Source organism: Cobetia sp. 2AS (assembly GCF_029846355.1).
In the GTDB taxonomy this organism is placed as follows: domain Bacteria; phylum Pseudomonadota; class Gammaproteobacteria; order Pseudomonadales; family Halomonadaceae; genus Cobetia; species Cobetia amphilecti.
On sequence record NZ_JARWKQ010000007.1, the window covers coordinates 15,817 to 32,261 of the forward strand.

General features: G+C 65.1%; 14 protein-coding genes, 3 tRNA genes and 1 pseudogene. 14 read left to right on the top strand and 4 right to left on the bottom strand.

Features of this window, described 5'->3' with window-relative positions; translation table 11 throughout:
• Nucleotides 1-8 precede the first annotated feature (8 nt).
• The 8 genes and pseudogenes from QD356_RS15845 to nadA all read left to right on the top strand — a co-directional run bounded on the left by QD356_RS15845 (nt 9) and on the right by nadA (nt 6,600).
• Nucleotides 9-1,223, top strand: coding sequence for a hypothetical protein (locus QD356_RS15845; protein ID WP_043336371.1), 1,215 nt, complete (start codon nt 9-11; stop codon nt 1,221-1,223).
• 126 nt (nt 1,224-1,349) lie between these two features.
• Nucleotides 1,350-2,387, top strand: coding sequence for a ScpA family protein (locus tag QD356_RS15850; RefSeq protein WP_084589624.1), 1,038 nt, complete (start codon nt 1,350-1,352; stop codon nt 2,385-2,387).
• Nucleotides 2,384-2,905 (top strand): annotated as a pseudogene (gene scpB, locus QD356_RS15855) (SMC-Scp complex subunit ScpB); the annotation flags it as partial. The gene QD356_RS15850 and the pseudogene scpB, both read left to right, overlap by 4 nt.
• Nucleotides 2,906-3,807: 902 nt before the next feature.
• Nucleotides 3,808-4,668 carry a 23S rRNA pseudouridine(2605) synthase RluB gene (rluB, locus tag QD356_RS15860; protein WP_043336411.1) on the top strand — a complete coding sequence of 287 codons (861 nt, stop codon included), beginning with the start codon at nt 3,808-3,810 and terminating at the stop codon, nt 4,666-4,668.
• A gap of 279 nt (nt 4,669-4,947) precedes the next feature.
• Nucleotides 4,948-5,022, top strand: a tRNA-Lys gene (locus tag QD356_RS15865).
• A gap of 36 nt (nt 5,023-5,058) precedes the next feature.
• Nucleotides 5,059-5,133 (top strand) — tRNA-Lys (locus QD356_RS15870).
• Between the two features lie 16 nt (nt 5,134-5,149).
• A tRNA-Lys gene (locus QD356_RS15875) sits at nt 5,150-5,224 on the top strand.
• A 317-nt stretch (nt 5,225-5,541) separates the two neighbouring features.
• Nucleotides 5,542-6,600 carry a quinolinate synthase NadA gene (nadA, locus tag QD356_RS15880; RefSeq protein ID WP_043336416.1) on the top strand — a complete coding sequence of 353 codons (1,059 nt, stop codon included), beginning with the start codon at nt 5,542-5,544 and terminating at the stop codon, nt 6,598-6,600.
• Nucleotides 6,601-6,709: 109 nt separating this feature from the next.
• Here the strand turns inward: nadA and QD356_RS15885 are convergent, their stop codons facing one another.
• Entirely contained in the window at nt 6,710-8,212 is a 1,503-nt protein-coding gene (locus QD356_RS15885) for a M48 family metalloprotease (protein ID WP_192839384.1), read from the bottom strand.
• Between the two features lie 255 nt (nt 8,213-8,467).
• Here QD356_RS15885 and QD356_RS15890 point away from each other — a divergent pair, with 255 nt between their 5' ends.
• The gene (locus tag QD356_RS15890; RefSeq protein ID WP_043336423.1) at nt 8,468-8,734 is read left to right on the top strand and encodes a sulfurtransferase TusA family protein; all 267 of its coding nucleotides are present in this window, start codon (nt 8,468-8,470) and stop codon (nt 8,732-8,734) included.
• The gene (locus tag QD356_RS15895; RefSeq protein WP_043336373.1) at nt 8,731-9,822 is read left to right on the top strand and encodes an AI-2E family transporter; all 1,092 of its coding nucleotides are present in this window, start codon (nt 8,731-8,733) and stop codon (nt 9,820-9,822) included. Before QD356_RS15890 ends, QD356_RS15895 begins: the two co-directional genes overlap by 4 nt.
• A 134-nt stretch (nt 9,823-9,956) precedes the next feature.
• Here the strand turns inward: QD356_RS15895 and QD356_RS15900 are convergent, their stop codons facing one another.
• The gene (locus QD356_RS15900) at nt 9,957-10,433 is read right to left on the bottom strand and encodes a peroxiredoxin (protein WP_192839385.1); all 477 of its coding nucleotides are present in this window, start codon (nt 10,431-10,433) and stop codon (nt 9,957-9,959) included.
• A 447-nt stretch (nt 10,434-10,880) separates the two neighbouring features.
• On the opposite strand from QD356_RS15900, the gene dapA reads away from it, so the two are divergent.
• From dapA to purC, 4 genes are all read left to right on the top strand, one after another.
• Nucleotides 10,881-11,765: a 4-hydroxy-tetrahydrodipicolinate synthase gene (gene dapA / locus QD356_RS15905; protein WP_043336386.1), complete on the top strand. Its 885-nt coding sequence runs from the start codon at nt 10,881-10,883 to the stop codon at nt 11,763-11,765.
• A complete protein-coding gene (locus QD356_RS15910) occupies nt 11,765-12,703 on the top strand; it encodes a hypothetical protein (protein ID WP_054556839.1) in 939 nt (312 codons plus the stop codon). Before dapA ends, QD356_RS15910 begins: the two co-directional genes overlap by 1 nt.
• 155 nt (nt 12,704-12,858) lie before the next feature.
• Nucleotides 12,859-13,641: an MBL fold metallo-hydrolase gene (locus tag QD356_RS15915; RefSeq protein ID WP_043333823.1), complete on the top strand. Its 783-nt coding sequence runs from the start codon at nt 12,859-12,861 to the stop codon at nt 13,639-13,641.
• A gap of 194 nt (nt 13,642-13,835) precedes the next feature.
• The gene (purC, locus tag QD356_RS15920; protein WP_043333774.1) at nt 13,836-14,552 is read left to right on the top strand and encodes a phosphoribosylaminoimidazolesuccinocarboxamide synthase; all 717 of its coding nucleotides are present in this window, start codon (nt 13,836-13,838) and stop codon (nt 14,550-14,552) included.
• 161 nt (nt 14,553-14,713) lie between these two features.
• Here the strand turns inward: purC and QD356_RS15925 are convergent, their stop codons facing one another.
• Together QD356_RS15925 and tsaA are read right to left on the bottom strand one after the other, a co-directional pair.
• Nucleotides 14,714-15,292, bottom strand: a complete 579-nt coding sequence (locus QD356_RS15925; protein WP_192839386.1) for an NAD(P)H-dependent oxidoreductase — start codon at nt 15,290-15,292, stop codon at nt 14,714-14,716.
• Nucleotides 15,293-15,479: 187 nt separating this feature from the next.
• Nucleotides 15,480-16,220, bottom strand: a complete 741-nt coding sequence (gene tsaA, locus QD356_RS15930) for a tRNA (N6-threonylcarbamoyladenosine(37)-N6)-methyltransferase TrmO (protein ID WP_192839421.1) — start codon at nt 16,218-16,220, stop codon at nt 15,480-15,482.
• Nucleotides 16,221-16,445: the final 225 nt, after the last annotated feature.

Genomic DNA, 16,445 nt, shown 5'->3' on the forward strand with positions numbered 1-16,445 from the left:
CTCACAAGGTGAGTGCCACCGATACCTCGGCCAGGCTGGTGTCCGGCTTACGCCCCACCGGACACCTGCAACTCGGACACTATCAATCAGTGATCCGGCGCTGGACCGAGCTGCAATACCATCACGATGCCTATTTTCTGGTCGCCGACTGGAACGCGCTGGCGGTCAGCGGTCACGCGCCTCACGAGATCGAGCAATACAGCTGGGCGATGGTGATCGACTGTCTCGCCTGTGGGGTCAATCCCAAGGTCGCTACCCTGTTCATCCAGTCGTGGGTGCCGGAGCTGACCGACGTGCACATGATCCTGGCCAGCGTCACGCCCAAGGCCTGGCTGGAGCGTCTGCCCAGCTACCGCGAGATGGTCGCCGGGCTTGGTGAGCAGCAGGGTGCCAGTCTGGCCATGCTCGGTGCGCCCCTGATGCAGGCGGCCGACATTCTGGCGCTGCGGGGGCAGGTGGTGCCCGCCGGCCCCGAGCAGCGTGCGCATATCGAGTTCACCCGTGAGGTCGCTCGGCGCTTCAATCATCGCTATGGCCGCGATGCCGGCTTCGAGGAGCAGGCCGAACGCGCCATCGCGCGCCTGGGCAAGAAGAGCGGTCGCCTGTATCGCGAATGGTTGAGCGACTACCAGGAAGAGGGCGATCTCGAGGCTTTCGAGCGTGCGCGCGGCCTGCTGGCCGAGACCAGCAAGCTCAACCGCAACCAGCAGGAGCGCCTGCTCGGCTATCTGGAAGGTGGCGGGCGACGCATCCTCGGCGAGCCGGAACACTGGCAGGGCGAGGTCGAGCCGTTGCTGGGCATGGAGCTCAAGACGCACAAGGCCGCACGGGAAGACGCCATCTTCCTGCGCAGCGGGCGCGACGATATCGCGGCCTGCGTGCGCGAGATGCCCACCGACCCTGCGCGCGTGCGCCGCAAGGACCCCGGCGACCCGCAGCGCTGCCCGCTGTGGACACTGCATGAAAGCTTCACGCCCGCCTCGGACCGCCAGTGGGCGGAGGAGGGCTGCCGTGATGCCAGCATCGGCTGCCTGGACTGCAAGGGCTGTCTGATCGAGCATGTCGACGCGGCTCTGACGCCGATTCGTGAGCGTGCCGAGGCGCTGGAAGGGGAGCATGGCAAGGTGCGCACCATGATGACAGAAGGCGCCGAGCGGGCCCGCGACACCGTGCGTGACACCCTGGATGAGCTGCGGCGCGTGATCGGCCTGACCTATCGCTAGAGGCGGGCGGCGCCGAGCGCGGCCCCGGCGTATCACCGGCGGCGTAAAGACTTGGGGGATGGGGCGCGAGCCGCTAGAATGCCCGTCCCCCAGACCCACCTTCACCCGCCTCCTGCAGGAGATGTCATGAGCGACCTGCTCGATGGCGCCAGTTTTGCCCTCACCGATGGGCATCAGCCCGCACCTCTCGTCACGCCCCCGACGGCGGCGTCGACGGTGCTGGCGCGCGTCAACGACACCGCGCTCACCGAGATGCCGCAGGATCTGTACATCCCGCCGGAGGCGCTGCGTGTCTTTCTCGAGACCTTCGAGGGGCCGCTGGATCTGCTGCTCTATCTCATCCGTCGCCAGAATCTCGATATCCTCGCCATCAATGTCGCGGCCATCACCCATCAGTACATCGAGTATGTCGAGCTGATGCATGCCATGCAGATCGATCTGGCCGGTGAATACCTGCTGATGGCCGCGATGCTGGCGGAGATCAAGTCGCGCAGCCTGCTGCCGCGTCAGCCCAAGGCGAGTGATGACGACGAGGAAGAGGACCCGCGCGCCGAGCTGATTCGCCGCCTGCAGGAATACGAGCAGACCAAGCTGGCCGCCGAAGGGCTGGATGAGATGCCGCGTCAGGGCCGCGACTGGTTCGTGGCCACGGCAGACCTGCCCGAACTCGAGACGCGCGTGGTGCACCCTGATGTCGACCTGTCGGAATTGCTCGGCGCGTTGTCCGGCCTCCTGCGTCAGGCGGACCTCGTCCAGGCGCACACCATCTCGCGTGAGGTGATGTCGACTCGCGAGCGCATGCTGGCGATCATGAATCTGTTGACCCATGAGCACTTCACGCCCTTCGAGAAGCTGTTCACGCTCGAGGAAGGGCGTGCCGGGGTGGTGGTCAGTTTCATGGCGATTCTGGAACTGGCCAAGGAGTCGATGATCGAGATCGTCCAGAATGCGCCGCTGTCACCGATTCACGTGCGCGCCCGCACGCCGGAACCGGACCCCGAGGATGACGAGGACTGGCTGGCGCTGGAATTCGCCGACGAAGACGAGGTGGCGGCCGATCAGGGGGCGTTCGATGACGCAGCGTACGATGACGCAGCGTCCGATGATGCGCAGACGTCACCTTCCTTACCCCCATCCGACGAGCAGGAGAACGCGGCGTCATGAGTTTGCGCGATGTCCCGCTGGACCAGATCATCGAAGCGGCCCTGCTGGCCGCCGGCGAGCCGCTGACGCTTGAGCGCCTGGCCGGTCTGTTCGATGAGTATTCAAGCCCGACCAGGCCTGCGCTGCGCGAGGCGTTGGGCAAGCTGGAGGCGCGTCACCCGGCCGACAAGAGCGCGCTGGAGCTGATCGAGACCGCCAGTGGCTGGCGGCTGCGCGTTCGCCAGCAGTATTCCCCCTGGGTATCGCGGCTGTGGGAAGAGCGTCCGCAACGTTATTCGCGCGCCTTGCTGGAGACCCTGGCGCTGGTGGCCTATCGTCAACCGGTGACCCGCGGCGATATCGAGCAGGTGCGTGGCGTGACGGTCAGCTCCTCGATCATGCGTACCCTGGTCGAGCGCGGCTGGGTGAGAGTGGTCGGTCACCGTGATGTGCCGGGGCGCCCGGCGGTATTCGCCACCACGCGTCAGTTCCTCGATGACTTCGGGCTCAAGACGCTGGAAGAGCTGCCGCCGGTACATGAACTGAAAGGCTTCGAAGGACTCGAACAGCTTGAGGCAGACCTGTATGATGTGCCGCCCTCTCAGACCTTGCCATTGCCGGATGACCCGGACGGCGAGACGGAGGAGGCACCGGCAGACGGCGCTGATGCGGGGGCTGATCCAGAGCATGAGACAGCGCCTGAGTCAGCACCTGACGCAGAGACTGGGGAAAAGACTGAATCAAGCGCTGAGACAGGGCTTGAGACAGGTCTTGAGACAGGGCTTGAGACCGAATCTGGCACCCCGGTGCCCGACGACTGGCAGCCGCCGGACGTCACCGCCGAGCAGCTGGAAGAGGCGCTGAAGATGCGCGCACTCGATACCTCCGGCGCCTCGGCTGACACACCGAACACAGCAGCACCCTCCGCCTCACAGGCGGAAAATGACCACGCCGGGATGGCGTCCACCGGCTCGGGGTTCGACTTCGCCACACTCGAAGCGCGCCTCAGCCAACGTTTGCGCGGTGCAGACGAGGATGACGACGCTGCCGATGCGCAGCCGCACGACTCCTCCGCTGCCGGGACCGTCGATGATGACGACCCTGCGTAGGCGAAACTCCTATAGATGAAATGGTTCATGTCATGAGCAAGACAGACTCTGATAAGCGCAAGACCTCTCGCCCCGGCAGCAGCCAGGTAGGCAACAAGCAGGCTGGCGGCAAGCACGCCGGTGGCAAGGCCGTGACCGGCAAGGCCTTCGCGGACAAGAATGTCACGGACAAGCGCGCGGCAGATTCTGCCGACAAGCGTGGCGAGCAGGCCCGCCCGACCCGTGATACCGGCAAGTCCACGCGCGGCAGCAAGGCCAATGTCGGCAAGAAACCGGCCGCCGCCGACGCGCCGGAACTGCGTCCGTTGCCGCCGCAGGCCAAGGGCGACAAGCTGGTCGAGGACGAGAAACTGCAGAAGGTGCTGGCGCGCTCCGGTCTCGGCTCCCGCCGTGAGATGGAAGTCGCCATCAGTGCCGGTCGCGTCAAGGTCAACGGCAAGGTCGCCCAGCTGGGCGATCGCGTCGGCCCGCGTGACCAGGTCAGCCTCGATGACCGCCCGCAGAGCCTGAAGGGCGCCGAAGAGACGGCGCGTCGCGTCATCATGTACAACAAGCCGGAAGGCGAGCTGTGCACGCGCAAGGACCCGGAAGGCCGCCGCACCGTCTTCGAGCGTCTGCCGCGTCTGAAGGGCGAGCGCTGGATCGCGATCGGTCGTCTCGACATCAACACCAGCGGTCTGTTGCTGTTCACCACCGATGGTGAGCTGGCCAACCGTCTGATGCACCCGTCGACCCAGATCGAGCGTGAGTACGCCGTGCGTGTCATGGGTGAGGTCAAGCGCGAGCACGTCGTCAACATGGTCAATGGCGTGATGCTCGAAGATGGCCCGGCACGTTTCACCGATGTGCAGGAATTCGGTGGCGAAGGCATCAACAGCTGGTTCCACGTCGTGATCATGGAAGGCCGCAACCGTGAGGTTCGCCGTCTGTGGGATTCCCAGGGCCTGACCGTCAGCCGCCTGAAGCGCGTGCGCTACGGCAACATCTTCCTCGACAAGCGTGCTCGCGCCGGTGAGTGGGTGGAGATGGAGCAGAGCGAGATCGATGAACTGTCCACGCTGGCAGGTCTCGAGCATCGCAAGGCGCCGGCCCTGACGCCGGACGAGCAGAACCGCTGGAGCCGCGACAAGCAGAAGCGTCGTCCGGTGCGCGCCATGAAGAAGCCGCCGCAGCGTACGCGCAAGCCGCGCTGATGGCGCAGTCGGTGAGGGCGGCGATGCGCCGTCATTCACTGACATGGCATAAGCTCGTGGATATGCCACAAGCTCGTGCGACCTAAGTGGTAACCCGCAAGCCCGCGCCCATCGCGGGCTTGCGTGTCTTTGTCACAGGGGCTGGCCCACGCGCTGTGCATGCGCTGGCGCGGGCGTTTCGCGAGGTGCCAGCGGACAAGCTGGTCATTTACTTGAAGTTTTTTTGCAAAAGGCTTGCGTCGAAACGGGATCGGCGGTATCTTACGTCCCGCTTCGCAAGGGTCGTTAGCTCAGTGGTAGAGCAGTTGGCTTTTAACCAATTGGTCGAAGGTTCGAATCCCTCACGACCCACCATTCTCTGGAATGGTCTCTTGCAAGGCACCCGGCGGCGGGTCGTTAGCTCAGTGGTAGAGCAGTTGGCTTTTAACCAATTGGTCGAAGGTTCGAATCCCTCACGACCCACCATCCGCCACCCAGTTTTGGGTCGTTAGCTCAGTGGTAGAGCAGTTGGCTTTTAACCAATTGGTCGAAGGTTCGAATCCCTCACGACCCACCAGATCTTGCCCCGTGCCTTCATTGGCGCGGGGCAATTTTTGTTACGCGAAAGGAAAGAGTCCGTTGCCCCCAAGTCGACTGGAGCCGCGATCGCGCCAGGCGTATCCTTGTGGGCGAGCCGAGGCTCATGTCCGCCCAGTGCGGACGACGCTGCGGGCGATAGACGCCCAAGGCACACGCCGCAGTCTGGGGAGCCCAGCTGCAGCGCTGGCAGGGCCGCCACGGGCCGTTCGTGTCCGGGCCGAGTCCTGACCCACTCAGCACAGGGGGAGCCCCTGTGGGCTAGGTGAGAGACACATGAATAGCCTGACTAATGCCATGCCGGGTCGTGAGGCCCACAATGCCGTCCGTGAGCAGGTGCGCGAGCATCTGGCCCGCGCTTACTGCCCGACACGCCCCGCCGCCGAAGATGCCGCGCTGATCGACGAGATCAAGCAGCTGCTCATCGAGCGTGATGCCGCACTGGTCGCGCATTACTACTGTGACGACGCCATCCAGCAGCTGGCCGAGGAAACCGGCGGCTGCGTCGCCGACTCGCTCGAGATGGCACGTTTCGGTGCCCGCCATGACGCCTCGACGCTGATCGTCGCTGGCGTGCGCTTCATGGGTGAGACCTCCAAGATCCTGTCGCCGGAGAAGCGCGTGCTGATGCCGACGCTGGAGGCGACCTGCTCGCTGGATCTCGGCTGCCCGGAAGACGAGTTCGCGGCCTTCTGTGATGCCCATCCCGATCGCACCGTGGTGGTGTACGCCAATACCTCGGCGGCCGTGAAGGCGCGTGCCGACTGGGTGGTGACTTCCTCGATCGCCGTCGATGTCATCGAGCACCTGCACGCCCGGGGCGAGAAGCTGATCTGGGCGCCGGACAAGCATCTGGGCGCCTACGTGCAGAAGCAGACCGGTGCCGACATGCTGCTGTGGGACGGCGCCTGTATCGTCCACGACGAGTTCCGCGCCCAGGGCATCAGTGACCTGCTCAAGGTCTACCCGGACGCCGCGGTGCTGGTGCACCCGGAATCACCGCAGTCGGTGGTCGAGCTGGCTGATGTGGTCGGTTCCACCTCGCAGCTGATCAAGGCTGCCGTCGAGCTCGACAATCAGCAGCTGATCGTCGCGACCGATCGTGGCATCTTCTTCAAGATGCAGCAGGCCGCGCCTCACAAGCAGCTGTACGAGGCGCCGACCGCCGGCAATGGCGCGACCTGCAAGAGCTGTGCGCACTGCCCGTGGATGGCGATGAACGGCCTGGAGAATCTGGCCGCCGTGCTGCGTCGCGATCCGGCGGAAGCCAATGCCGAGGAAGTCTTCGTCGATGATGACCTGCGTGAGCGCGCCCTGAAGCCGTTGACGCGGATGCTGGAATTCAATCGCGGCTGAGCGCTGACGCTGATCGCTACCGATTGATGTATGCATGAACCAGAACCGCCGCTCCCGATTTCCCGGGGCGGCGGTTTTTGTTTGCCTGGTGAAGCGAGCGGGGGCTGCCTCAGAACTCCTCGATGGCGTTGCGGTAGCGCTTGAAGTCCTCCCGGCGTGAACTGATACGGTTGGCCATGCTGAAGTCGCCGTTCTTGCGTGCGGCCTCGTCGGCCAGCTTGAGCTGAGCGAAGGCCTTGTCCATGCGGCCCTCCAGCTGGTCGAATTCGGCGCGATACAGGAAGGCCTCGGCGGTGTGGCCGCTGCGCCCACTGGCCTCGGAGGCCAGGCTCCAGACCTTGGGGTCATCGGGATGATCGCGGCGCATGTCCTCCAGCTGCTGGCGCGCGGCGGCGGGGTCCTGTTGCAGCGCGACTTCCGCCATGGCCAGCCGGGTCGGCAGGTAGTCGGGTTGCAGGCGCAGCAGGCGTCTGGCGCGGCGGGTCGCCTCCTCATAACGCCGGGCATCCCGCGCGACCTCGACCGCACTGGCGCTGATCAGGGTCAGGTCAGGGTGCTTGTCGTGCAGGCGATCCAGCGCGGCCAGCGCCTTGTCGACCTGGTTGTGCTCCGCCGCGGCCAGCGCCTGGTAGTAGGCAATCGCGTCGGGGTCGGGGTTGTCTTCGCGCAGTGTCGTCAGCCCCTGCTCGGGCTGGCGCAGGTTGAGCGCCAGCAGGGCGCGGGCACGGATCATCGCGTAGGCGAGCTGCGCGAGCGGGTCGGGAGTCACCTTCTGCATGGCGTCGGCACGGGCCTGGGTGTCGCCGATGCGCGCCTCGGTCACCGGGTGCGTGAGCAGAAATTCCGGTGCGTTGCCGCCTTGCAGGCTGGCCATGCGTTGCATGGCGCGGAACATGCGCGGCATGGCTTCGGGGTCGAAGCCGGCGCGTGACAGCGCATCGATGCCGACGCGGTCGGCCTCCTGCTCGAAGCGACGTGAATAGGCCAGCTGGTCGGAAATGGCAGCGGCCTGGGTGCCGGCCATGGTCGCGATGCCCGCTGAACCGCCTCCGCCCGCCGCGATCACCATGCCGGCGAGGAAGCCGGCCAGTGTCGGCAGGCGTGTCTCGGCCTGGCGCTCCATGTTGCGCGCGAAGTGATGCTGGGAGAGGTGGCCCAGTTCGTGGGCGAGCACCGAGGCGAAGGCGTCGCGGTCCGGCGCGAAGGCGAACAGCCCCGTATTGACGCCGACCACGCCGCCGGGCACGGCGAAGGCGTTCAGCTGGCTGCTGGCGACCAGCGTGATGATGAAATTGCGCTCATCCAGCTCGCTCCACGGCGCCAGTTGACGCACGATGCTACCGATCCAGTCCAGAGTGATGGGATCATCCCATTCACGCACATGGGCGCGGAACTGACGCAGCCAGGCGCGACCGATACGATATTCATCGTTGCTGGAGATGCCGCCACTCGCACTCCCCAGGTCAGGCAGTCCATAGTCGTTGTGGGATGCGGCCGGCGCACTGGCGACCGGCGCGCCCATCAGCAACAGGCCGAGCAGGGCGCTCGACAGGGGGGCAAGCCCGCGGCGTCCGATGCGGATACGTCCGCTCAAGGGGGGCAGCAACGACATGCAGGCAATCCTCTTCGATATGGCGCAAGGTGCGGCCGGCTCGCAGGATTGCCGGGCGCCGCACTGGCGTTGACGGCCCTGCGCAAGTCCGGGCAAGACGCAGCCGCGCAGGGCGGAAAGTTGCTTTGTCAGGCAAGGTGCCCTTAAATCGGGGCGTTTTCAAGCTGCACCCTCCATGGCGTGCGGCAGAACATCATAACGAGAACGGAAGGGCAGATGGCATTCGAACGACCTGGCGCTGAGACTGCGAATCCGATGGCTGACTCCACGGCCGATACCCACCTGCAGACGCTGGATGCGCGCGGCCTGCACTGTCCGTTGCCGCTGCTGCGCACCAAGCTCAAACTGGCTGGCATGAGTGCCGGCGAGCAACTCGAGGTCCTCGCCAGTGACGCTGGCGCCTGGGGCGACATCCCTGCCTATCTGGCGCTGAGCGATCACGCGCTGGTCTCGCGTGAAGAGACGCCAGAGGGCGATTATCGCTTCGTGATCAAGGCGCTGTGCGAGGAAGATCCGTCATGACCATGAAGACGTTGTTGCGTGGCTGGATCGAGCGCTATTTCTCCGACGAAGAAGCGGTGGTGCTGTTTCTGGTGCTGGTGCTGGTGTTCGCCGCCGTCATTCTGCTCGGCAGCATGCTGGCGCCATTCTTCACCGCCCTGATCGTCGCCTTCCTGCTGCAGAGTGGCGTCAGCTGGATGGAGCGCCGTGGCCTGCCGCGCCTGGCGGCGGTCAGCCTGATGACGCTGGTGTTCATGGGCATCATGCTGGCCAGTGCGCTGATCCTGCTGCCGCTGGTCTGGCATCAGCTGGCCAACCTGATACAGGAGATTCCCGGCATGTTCGCCTCCGGGCAGCGCTGGCTGGGCGAGCTGCAGGAGCGCTTCCCCGGCCTGATCACGCCGGAGCAGGTCCAGCAGTGGGTCGGTGCCGCCGGACGAGAGCTGACCCAGTTCGGGCAGCGCGCGGTATCGCTGTCGCTGGCGTCGCTGGGCAACCTGATGGGCGTGGTGATCTACCTGGTGCTGGTGCCGATCCTGGTGTTCTTCATGCTCAAGGACCGCGAGCGGCTGGTGGACTTCACGCTGGCGCTACTGCCGCGCAAGCGTCTGCTGATGAGCCGGGTCTGGAACGAGATGGATGACCAGATCGCCAACTTCGTGCGCGGCAAGGTGATCGAGATCGTCATCGTCGGCGGCGTCAGCTACGTCACCTTCGTCGCCTTCGGGCTGCCGTATTCGGCGCTGCTGGCGATCGTGGTCGGCTTCTCGGTGCTGATTCCCTACATCGGCGCGGCAGGGGCGACCTTGCCGGTCGCCGCCGTCGCCGGTTTCCATTACGGGCTGGGCGACACCTTCATGTACGTGATGATCGCCTACGGCATCATCCAGGCGCTGGATGGCAACGTGCTGGTGCCGCTGCTGTTCTCGGAGGCGGTCAATCTGCATCCGGTGGCGATCATCCTCGCGGTGCTGTTCTTCGGCGGCATCTGGGGCTTCTGGGGGGTGTTCTTCGCTATCCCGCTGGCGACCCTGATGAAGTCGCTGCTCTATGCCTGGCCGCGCCGTGCGCGCGCCGAGGAGAATCGGGTCGCGGACAAGAGCGCCTGATCGAAAAAGCCCCGCCAATCGGCGGGGCTTTTTCATGGCTGAGGCGGCTGGCGCACAGGCGCACTCCGCTCAGCTGTTTCTCCACGAGCTGCTGTCACACGGACCGCTGCCACTCGAGCTGCTGCCATTCGAGACTAGCGGTCAGCGTTGAGCTCGCGGGCGGCTGCCAGCACTTCCTCGACATGGCCCTTGACCTTCACGCCACGCCATTCGCGCGCCAGATTGCCGTCGGCGTCGATCAGGAAGGTGGAGCGCACCACGCCGAGACTTTCCTTGCCCATGAATTTCTTCATGTGAATGACGTCAAAGATCTTGCACAGGGTCTCGTCCGGGTCGCTGATCAGCTCGAACGGGTAGCCCTGCTTGGCGCGAAAGTTCTCGTGGGTGCGCAGGCTGTCGCGGGAAACGCCGAGAATCACGGTGTTGGCCGCTTCGAATTCCTCGAGGTTGTCGCGGAAGTCACCGCCTTCGGTGGTGCAGCCCGGCGTGTGGTCCTTCGGGTAGAAATAGATGACGGCTTGCTTGCCCTTGAGGCTGGCCGGAGTGACTTCGGTGTCACTGGTGGCCTGGGCGGTAAAGTCGGGAATTGGCTGACCGAGGCTGACGCTCATCGTGCTCTCCTGGCGATGACTGGCGGCCATGTGGCGGCTGACAGTGCTGAATGATGAAAAAAACTGGCAGTGATGGGCATCGCGCTTGCCCGCTTCTGCGGCGTGTCCTGCATTACACGCAGGGCGTCCTGACTTGTCAAAGACAGGGCAGAACTCTTGTGTTTCACCGTCTTGGCGACCGACGCCATCGCGCCCATCCGCCGTGCATCTGCCCCATGGACAGGCGAGGGAATCCACCGCTTTGCACAACGGGTGCAGATGGCGTCTGTACAGGCTTCGATGGTCTTTGTAACATCATCACCCTTGACGCGACTCGCGTGTCGGCGTGCCCACGCAATCAGAGTCCTGCGTCAACCAATTTATGTCAGATGTCTGTCCCCGAGATCCGTTGTTTCAACAGCGCAGGGACACGCCTGGCGCATCAGGCACCAGAGGAGAATTCGAGGGATGATCACAGGTAGCATTGTCGCACTGGCGACCCCGATGAAGGCCACCGGCGAGATCGACTGGGACGCCCTGCGCCAGCTGGTCGCCTTCCACCTCGAAAATGGCACCGATGCCATCGTCGCCGCCGGCACCACCGGCGAACCGACCACCATGTCCTTCGCGGAGCACTTCGATGTCATCCGCTGTGTGGTCGAGACGGTCGCCGGCAAGATTCCGGTCATCGCCGGCACGGGCGCCAACGCCACCTCCGAAGCGGTCGAGCTGGCTCGCTACGCCAAGGAAGTCGGTGCGGATTACTGCCTCTCCGTGGCACCGTACTACAACAAGCCGACCCAGGAAGGGCTCTACCAGCACTTCAAGGCCGTCGCCGAGCAGGCCGGTATCCCGGTCATTCTCTACAACGTGCCGGGTCGTACCTGCTCCGATATCTACAACGAGACGGTCTTCCGTCTCGCCGAGCTCGACAACATCGTCGGCCTCAAGGATGCCACCGGCAACCTGGAGCGCGGTCAGGAACTGATCGACCGCCTCAAGGGCACTGACTTCGCGCTCTATTCCGGCGATGACCCCACGGCCTGTGACTTCATCCTGATGGGCGGTCACGGCGATATCTCCGTGACGGCCAACGTCGCGCCGCGCCTGATGCACGAGATGTGTGAAGCCGCCGTGGCCGGCGATGCCGAGCGCGCTCACCAGATCAACACGCGCCTGATGCCGCTGCACTCCGCGATGGGCGTCGAGTCCAACCCGATCCCGGTCAAGTTCGCCATGCACCGCATGGGCCTGTCGCCGGAGTCCGGCGTGCGTCTGCCGCTGACCTGGCTGTCCGAGCAGTATCACTCCACGGTCGAGGAAGCACTGCAACTGGCAGAGGTGCTCAACTGATGAGTCAGCGTTTCGTGCCACTGGCCCTGCTGACGGCGCTCGCGGTCGCAGGCTGTTCCAGTGATGGCTACTACTACGATCGCAACAGCGAGTATGCCGATGCCAGCATCGCGCCGCCGCTGGAGCTGCCGGACACGATCAATCGTGGTGATTACCAGGATTCCATGCCGGTGCCGCAGGCCAGCAGTGACTTCCTGGCCAGCGACGACTTCGAGGCACCGCGTCCCCAGCCGCTGGCGACCAGCGAGCAGGGCGGGCGTGAGTTCGTCGCCATGCGTCAGAGCGGCGATGCCCGCTGGTTGGCCGTGAACGCCGCGCCGGCAGCGGTGTGGACGCGTCTGCAGTCCTTCGTGCGCGACCAGGGCCTGGATGTGCAGAGCATCGATGCCGGCAAGGGCGAGATCACCACGGCCCAGGGCATCATCAGCGTCAGCCAGGGGCTGCGTGCCGATGCCTCCGAAGTGCGTTGTCAGCAGGGCGGCGATGTCGCCGGCAGCTGCCTGAACGCGTTGAGCGGCTATCTGGCCGCGTCTTCCGCCGATAGCGGCGTCTCGCTGGCGGCCCAGTCGCTCAGTCGTGATGACCGCGTGCGCCTGGAAGGCCGCGATGGCACCTGGCAGGTTGATCTGGCGCTGGACACCGAGCGCAGCTGGGCCGAGCTGCTCTATCAGTTGCAGAAGAACTTCAACACCGACTACCAGACGCTGACCGATCAGGACCGCTCGCGTGGCGAGTTCATGGTCGATTACATCCCGCGTGAAGAGCGTGATGGCGGCTGGTTGGGTATCGGCGGCGATGGTGACCCGGTGCCGATGGTACTCAAGCTGCGCGCCGAGAATGACCACACCCTGGTCACGGCGACCCGTGCCGATGGTGAAGAGACCACGCCGGCACTGGCGCGTGAGCTGCTCGACGCCGTGGCGTCGACACTGCGCTGAGCATGTGGCTCGACACGCCTTGCGCCGCCTCATCTGACGACTCGTCGGGTGAGGCGGCTGCGTCGTTTCAGATCCCCCTCCCGGTGGCAGGCAGTGGGGCGCTGGCGGCTGGCCTGACGGCCGCCCGTGGGCCGAGTGACGGCGCCCAGGGCGTGATGGCGATGGCGTCTCTGGGCAGCGGCAGCAAGGGCAACGGCACGCTGATCCGCACCCGCGAGGCACTGGTGCTGGTCGATTGCGGCTTCACCCTCAAGGAGACCGAGGCCCGCCTGGCGCGCCTCGGGGTGCATCCCTCGCAGCTGGACGCCGTGCTGGTCACGCATGAACATGGTGATCACCTGAGCGGCGTGGGGCCGCTGGCGCGTCGCCATGGTGTGCCGGTGCATCTGACCACCGGCACCTGGCTTGCCGGGCGTGCCAAGAAGCTCGGCGCGCTGCCGAGTCGTCATCTGATCACGCCGCAGCAGGAGTTCGCGATCAAGGATCTCGAGATTCTGCCGGTCACGGTGCCCCACGATGCGCGTGAGCCGGTGCAGTTCGTGTTCAACCGGCGCGGTGAGACGGCCACGCGTCGCCTCGGCGTGCTGACCGATCTCGGCCATGTCAGTGAGCATGTGCTGCAGTGCTTTGCCGATTGCGATGCGCTGGTGATGGAGTTCAACCACGATCCGCAGATGCTGGCCAGCGGGCCGTATCCGCCCAGCCTCAAGCGGCGGGTCGGGGGGCGGCTCGGTCACCTGGCCAATGCCCAGGCGTGCGCCGCCTTGCCCTATCTGGGGCTGGCGCGCCTGCAGCGGCTGGTGGCCTCGCACCTGTCGGAGAGCAACAACCATCCGTCATTGGCCCGGGAGGCACTGGCCCCCTGGCTTGCGGATGACGATAGTCGCCTGATCATCGCCGCGCAGGACAGCGGCTTTGGCTGGCAGGCCATCGCCTGATATTCATGACGCCCGGTCGCTTCGCGATCGGGCGTTTGTGATTCTGGATGAGCTGACCAGATGGACAGCTCTCGAATCACGCCATACACCAACGCCACAGTCCTTCTCGACTGGGCGTGACAGATTCAAGCGTGATCGATTCATCGTCGACCGCCTCAACACTCGACGCGTCTAGCGTCATCAGGGGGAATCTCATGGAAAAGCGTGAAGAGCTCTACGCTGGCAAGGCCAAATCCGTCTTCGTCACTGACGACCCGGATCTTCTGCTGCTGGAATTCCGCGACGATACCAGCGCCTTCGACGGCAAGCGTATCGAGCAGCTGGATCGCAAGGGCATGGTCAACAACAAGTTCAATGCCTTCATCATGGAGAAACTCAAGGCGGCCGGTATCCCGACCCACTTCGAGCGTCTGGTCAGTGACAACGAGTGTCTGGTCAAGCGTCTCGACATGATGGCAGTGGAGTGCGTGGTGCGTAACATCTCCGCCGGCTCACTGGTGCGTCGTCTGGGTGTCGAGGAAGGCATCGAGCTCAATCCGCCGACCTTCGAGCTGTTCCTCAAGAACGACGAGAAGGGCGACCCGATGATCAACGAGTCGCTGGTCGAGACCTTCGGCTGGGCAGAGCCCAAGCACCTGGCACGCGCCAAGGAACTGACCTTCCAGGTCAACGACATCCTCAAGCAGCTGTTCCTCGACGGCGGCATCCTGCTGGTCGACTACAAGCTCGAATTCGGTGTCTTCAAGGGTGAGGTCGTGCTGGGTGACGAATTCTCGCCGGACGGCTGCCGTCTGTGGGATGCCGAGACGCGCGAGAAGCTCGACAAGGACCGCTTCCGTCAGGGTCTGGGCGGCGTGATCGAAGCCTACGAGGAAGTCGGTCGCCGTATCGGTATCGATTTCTCGGCCTGAGCCTGAATCTGGGTCTAAGTCTGAGGTGATGCACTGACGCTCTGACGTCACAGACAGCGCATCAAGGAACGACCCCCTGCCAATGGCAGGGGGTCGTTCCTGTTTGGCAGGCGCCAAGTGTCTGGCCGGGAACGTAGCTGTGAGGAAAGAGGCGTGGCGCTTCAGGAGGCGCGCAGACTGGCCAGGTCGATCACCTGGCGGGCGACAGCCGCGAGGGCGTGGTCCTGGCCTTCGTCATCCAGGCTGCCATCCTCGTGGAAGGCGCTGGCGGCACGCGAGACCGCGATCTGCTGTGGCGCGACCAGCATGCCGAGATTGTTCAGGTACAGGCGCACGAAGGGCAACGCCCGCATGCCGCCCATGGCGCCGGGGGAGGCCGAAACGATGCCGACCGGCATGCCGCGCAGGGCGTCCATGCCGCTCTGGCCATCCGCCGCCGGGCGTGACAGCCAGTCGAAGGTGTTCTTGAGCAGCGGACTGAAGAAGCCGTTGTATTCCGGCGTCGCCAGCAGAAGCCCCTGATGGCTGGCCAGCATCTCCTGCAGGCGGTCGGCGCTGGCGGGACGGCCATTGGCCTCTTCGCTGTCGCCATCGTAGAGCGGCATCGGGAAGTCGTTGAGATCGAGCAGACTGATCTCGGCACCTTCCTGCCGGGCGTGGTGCGCCAGGCGCTCGATCAGGCGTCGATTGACGGAGGCCTTGCGGGTACTGGCGGCAAAGGCAAGCAGACGGATACTCATGCGGCGGACTCCCGGTGAAACGAGTGGAGATGAAGGAACGCACGCCCAGTATGGTCAGGTCTCGTGACGGTTTGCCAATCCAATCTGGCATTGTCTTGATCTGGCGCGCGCAATCCTTCGATCAGCTTCATGCAAGGCGTGGACCCCCACTGGGCAAGGCGCTGCTCTGACTCGCGCAGGGGGTTGATCAGACGGTCACGATGGCCGCGACCTCCATCGTCAAGGAGCCATCGGGTTGCGTGCGGGCCGTGAAGCGCACATCCACGTCCACCAGCCGCACGCCATACTGGCGCTTGCCATCGGCGGGCCTGGCGGCGTGATAGGCGGGGCGCGGGTCCTGGGCGAGCACTTCCTCGATCAGGGCGCGCAGCGTGGCGCTGTCGGCCCGGGTCGCCAATGTCTGCTCGGCCGGTGCGCTGAAGGCGACGGCGTGACGTGGCGGTGGCGCAGGCGCGTAGCCGGCACGCGCCTCGGGCACCGCATCGACCCACGGCAGATACGGCTTGATGTCCATCACCGGCGTGCCATCGAGCAGGTCGTGGCCGCGCAGCAGCAGGCGCACGCCGTTGCGCTTGCCCGACTGCCCGCCATCCGGCGTGGTATTGGCCGCCGTCTCGACGCCTGCCAGTTCGACCACCGACTGCCCCAGTCGGTTGGGACGGTGGGTGCTGCGCGAGGCGAAGACGCCGGTGCGCGCGTTGCCCCCCAGGCGCGGCGGGCGGATCAAGGGCGTCCAGCGTGTGGGGCTGGCGTGGAACAGGAAGTGGATCCATAGATGGCTGAAGCCCTCGATGTCGCGCACACAGTCCGGATCATCGAAGGGTGGCAGCAGATGCAGTATGGCGGTGGCGTGGCGCGCCAGCCCCGGCTGGCGGGGAATGCCGAACTTGTCCGGGTAGCAGCTTTCGATGATGCCCACCGGCTGCATGGCCTGTTGCCCCAGCGCCGCGGTCTGCTCACGCAGATGAGGGGGCAGCAGCGGCAGGCGCCTGGCCAGTGCGGCGTCGCTCATCGGGCGCTCGGCCGTGTCGGCGGTCGGGTGGGGGCTGGCGGGCTGATCGGAAGAGGACATGGCAAGACCGTGGCAGAGGCTGAAGTGATGATGGCGCAGAATGTCGTGTGACATTCCAGGCCGCCATGATGCCATGCCCGT

Coding starts and splice junctions, on each gene's coding strand:
- QD356_RS15850 (WP_084589624.1), top strand. CDS start 1,350: ATGAGCGACCTGCTCGATGGCGCCAGTTTTGCCCTCACCGATGGGCAT.
- nadA (WP_043336416.1), top strand. CDS start 5,542: ATGCCGGGTCGTGAGGCCCACAATGCCGTCCGTGAGCAGGTGCGCGAG.
- QD356_RS15885 (WP_192839384.1), bottom strand. CDS start 8,212: ATGTCGTTGCTGCCCCCCTTGAGCGGACGTATCCGCATCGGACGCCGC.
- QD356_RS15890 (WP_043336423.1), top strand. CDS start 8,468: ATGGCTGACTCCACGGCCGATACCCACCTGCAGACGCTGGATGCGCGC.
- QD356_RS15895 (WP_043336373.1), top strand. CDS start 8,731: ATGACCATGAAGACGTTGTTGCGTGGCTGGATCGAGCGCTATTTCTCC.
- QD356_RS15900 (WP_192839385.1), bottom strand. CDS start 10,433: ATGAGCGTCAGCCTCGGTCAGCCAATTCCCGACTTTACCGCCCAGGCC.
- dapA (WP_043336386.1), top strand. CDS start 10,881: ATGATCACAGGTAGCATTGTCGCACTGGCGACCCCGATGAAGGCCACC.
- QD356_RS15910 (WP_054556839.1), top strand. CDS start 11,765: ATGAGTCAGCGTTTCGTGCCACTGGCCCTGCTGACGGCGCTCGCGGTC.
- QD356_RS15915 (WP_043333823.1), top strand. CDS start 12,859: ATGGCGATGGCGTCTCTGGGCAGCGGCAGCAAGGGCAACGGCACGCTG.
- purC (WP_043333774.1), top strand. CDS start 13,836: ATGGAAAAGCGTGAAGAGCTCTACGCTGGCAAGGCCAAATCCGTCTTC.
- QD356_RS15925 (WP_192839386.1), bottom strand. CDS start 15,292: ATGAGTATCCGTCTGCTTGCCTTTGCCGCCAGTACCCGCAAGGCCTCC.
- tsaA (WP_192839421.1), bottom strand. CDS start 16,220: ATGCAGCCGGTGGGCATCATCGAAAGCTGCTACCCGGACAAGTTCGGC.